The sequence below is a fragment of the Planomonospora algeriensis genome, assembly GCF_977012225.1.
Genome location: NZ_CDRNDK010000689.1, coordinates 1 through 2485, shown reverse-complemented (window position 1 = coordinate 2485; position 2485 = coordinate 1). Strand labels below are relative to the sequence as shown.

Sequence of the window (2485 nt, the reverse complement as noted above, 5' to 3'; positions counted from 1 at the left end):
CCCGTGCCCGCCGAGTCCCGGCGGCCGGGTCCCCCGGCGGGCCCCGTCCCCGCCCCCGACTCCAGCTCCCGCACGGCCGCCGCCAGGTCCGCGACGGCCTCGGTCTCCTGCCCCTCCCGGCGGAGCAGGCCGGACCCGCCGGACCCCGGCACGACCACGACGTTCATGCCCCCAGCGTGCCACGCGCCACCGACGGTTTCGATCAGGCGAGCGGGATGAGGACCTCGTCTTCGAGCGGGGGTTCGATCTCCTGGGGCAGGCAGCCGGTGGCGGCGAAGCAGCGGATCCGCAGGGCCTGCGGCGTCACCGAGACGTGCAGGAAGCTCTTGAAGAACGGCGGGGTGTCCCAGTCGGACAGCTCCGACAGGTAGCGGTGGAAGACCTTGCCCACGGGCAACCGGAGCGGCAGCGGCCAGGAGCCGAGCAGCCGCGCGGCCCACCGCATCCGCCGGGTGATCCGCACTCCGCCGATCGGCCGCGGCGGGGTGTTGCCGATCCGCTGGGACATCAGGCACACGGCCTCGTCCGGCGTGAGGTAGAGCCAGCGCATGCGCAGCCGCTCGCTGTAGAGCTTGCTGTAGAACGAGAGCGAGTCGCCGCGCAGCGGGTAGCACTTGTAGTCGTCCTCGTGCACGCCGCCGGCCGTGACCCTGGGGATGGTGTGGGTGGCGTGCGTGAACGCCCCCGAGCCGCCCGCCACGACGTACTGGATCGTCCGCTCGCCGACCTCGACCGGGAAGCGCTGGTAGTTGTGCACGTCCCCGCCGATGGCGGCGACGTAGTTGTGCCGGGGGTCGGTCACGATGTCGTCGATCGTGCCGCCGCCCTCCAGCTTCGACGGCTTGTACTCGTTGCGGACGTAGATGGGCTTGCCGGTGACCAGCACCTTGGGACGCGGGTCCAGCGAGACCTGCCGGAGCCAGTCGGCCTGCTCCCGGTCGATCGTGCCGGTGATCCCGGTGTCCACCCCCACGATGAGCAGACCCGGGGCCTCCAGCACCCAGTACGGCCCCGGCTGCACGGCCTGCTGCTCAGGGGCCGATCGGCGCTCGCGGGCGCGGGCCAGCCGCTCCTCGTCGATCGGCTCCGGCCGGCGCCACAGCAGCCCGCGCAGCCCGGAGGGCGAGAGCCGCAGCCCCTCCCGCCGCGTCTCCAGCGCCGGGGCGTCGCAGAAGACGCGCATGAAGCCGCCGAGCCCGTCGTACCAGTCGTGGTTGCCGGGAATCGCGTAGATCGGCGCCCGGTAGTCCTGGTAGGGGCGGAAGAACTTGTCGTCGTACTCGTTGCCGGAGCCGGTGGGGTAGACCACGTCGCTGGCGATGACCGCGAAGGCGGTGTCCTCGCCGATCCGGAGCATGCCGGGCACCACGGCGTACTGCGAGGCGTCGCCCTCGCCGGTGTCGCCGAGGATCAGGAAGGAGAACTCCTCCCCTACCTCCAGCGGGATCCGGAAGGAGGGGTCGGCGCCCCGCGCCCGCTGCGCCGCCGTCCAGCGCGCCCGGACCTGCCCCGACGGGTCGCCGAACAGCGCGGCGAGGATCTCGTTGCGCGAGCGCCAGAGCGTGCGCGGGTCCAGCCAGGAGAACGACTGCGCGCCCGGCGGTCGCAGCCGGGCGAACGCGCCGATCTCCACGCAGTCCCAGCCCGCCCCCTCCTCCGAGATCCGCGAGGAGACCTCGCGCCCGCGCTCCGCTGCCCGTCCGACGTCGACCATGGTCATATTCTGACCGCGATCATGCGCGCGTGCGCCCGTTCGGGAAACCGCACCGGTCAGGGCAGGCGGGCGATCCGGAAGTCATCGAAGTAGGTGCGGGTCTCGGTCTGGCCTCCGGGCCACTTGGTGACGTAGATCCCGAACAGGGGCTTGCCGTCCGCCTTGGCCACGTCCTCGTCGACCACGGCCCCCACCAGGTGGTCGTCCACCCAGAACGTCGTCCGGATCCGTCCGTCGCCCCGCTCGCACTCCAGCCGCAGCACCGCCCCGTCCTTCTTGAGATCCGGGATCGGGACGTCGGGGGTCAGGTTCCAGGAGTCCTCGGTGGTGCTCCTGCGGATGCGCGCGCGCCCGCCGGGGCTGACCTCCGCGACGTAGAAGAAGTAGTCCTCCTCTGGCGCGTACTGGCAGTAGACCCCGCTCCACGCGCCGGACGGGTTCCCGGAGGCGAGGACGGTCTTGACACTGACCAGCACGTGCTCCGGAGCCTCGGCGTTGACCGGCGCGTTGTTCGACCGGGTCGAGTGCGAGGAGTCGCTGGCCATGGTGAAGCGCCCGTCCCCGGTGTAGCCGTGCAGGACGTCGACGCGGCTGCCCTCGCGGTTGTACCAGCCGGACGTGTCGTCGCCGAAGTCGTCCCGGTACAGCACGTCGGCGCTCTCCGGCGGCCCCTGCGCGAGCATCCGGGCGCCGAGCACCCCGGCCGCCCCCCAGCAGCAGCGCCCCGGCCACCGCCCCGCCCACCAGGTACGGCCGGCGCGGGAGCCGGGA

General features: G+C 72.6%; 2 protein-coding genes. Both read right to left on the bottom strand.

From position 1 onward, the window contains the following. Positions 1-202: 202 nt before the first annotated feature. Positions 203-1714 carry a metallophosphoesterase family protein gene (locus ACWJ6R_RS34555; RefSeq protein WP_449066243.1) on the bottom strand — a complete coding sequence of 504 codons (1512 nt, stop codon included), beginning with the start codon at positions 1712-1714 and terminating at the stop codon, positions 203-205. Between the two features lie 56 nt (positions 1715-1770). Beyond that, positions 1771-2485, bottom strand: a 715-nt coding sequence (locus ACWJ6R_RS34550; protein WP_449066242.1) for a hypothetical protein, incomplete at its 5' end; no start/stop codon positions are given.

Bases quoted from the DNA above. Each gene is read 5' to 3' on its own strand.
- ACWJ6R_RS34555 (WP_449066243.1), bottom strand. From the start codon at position 1,714: ATGGTCGACGTCGGACGGGCAGCGGAGCGCGGGCGCGAGGTCTCCTCG.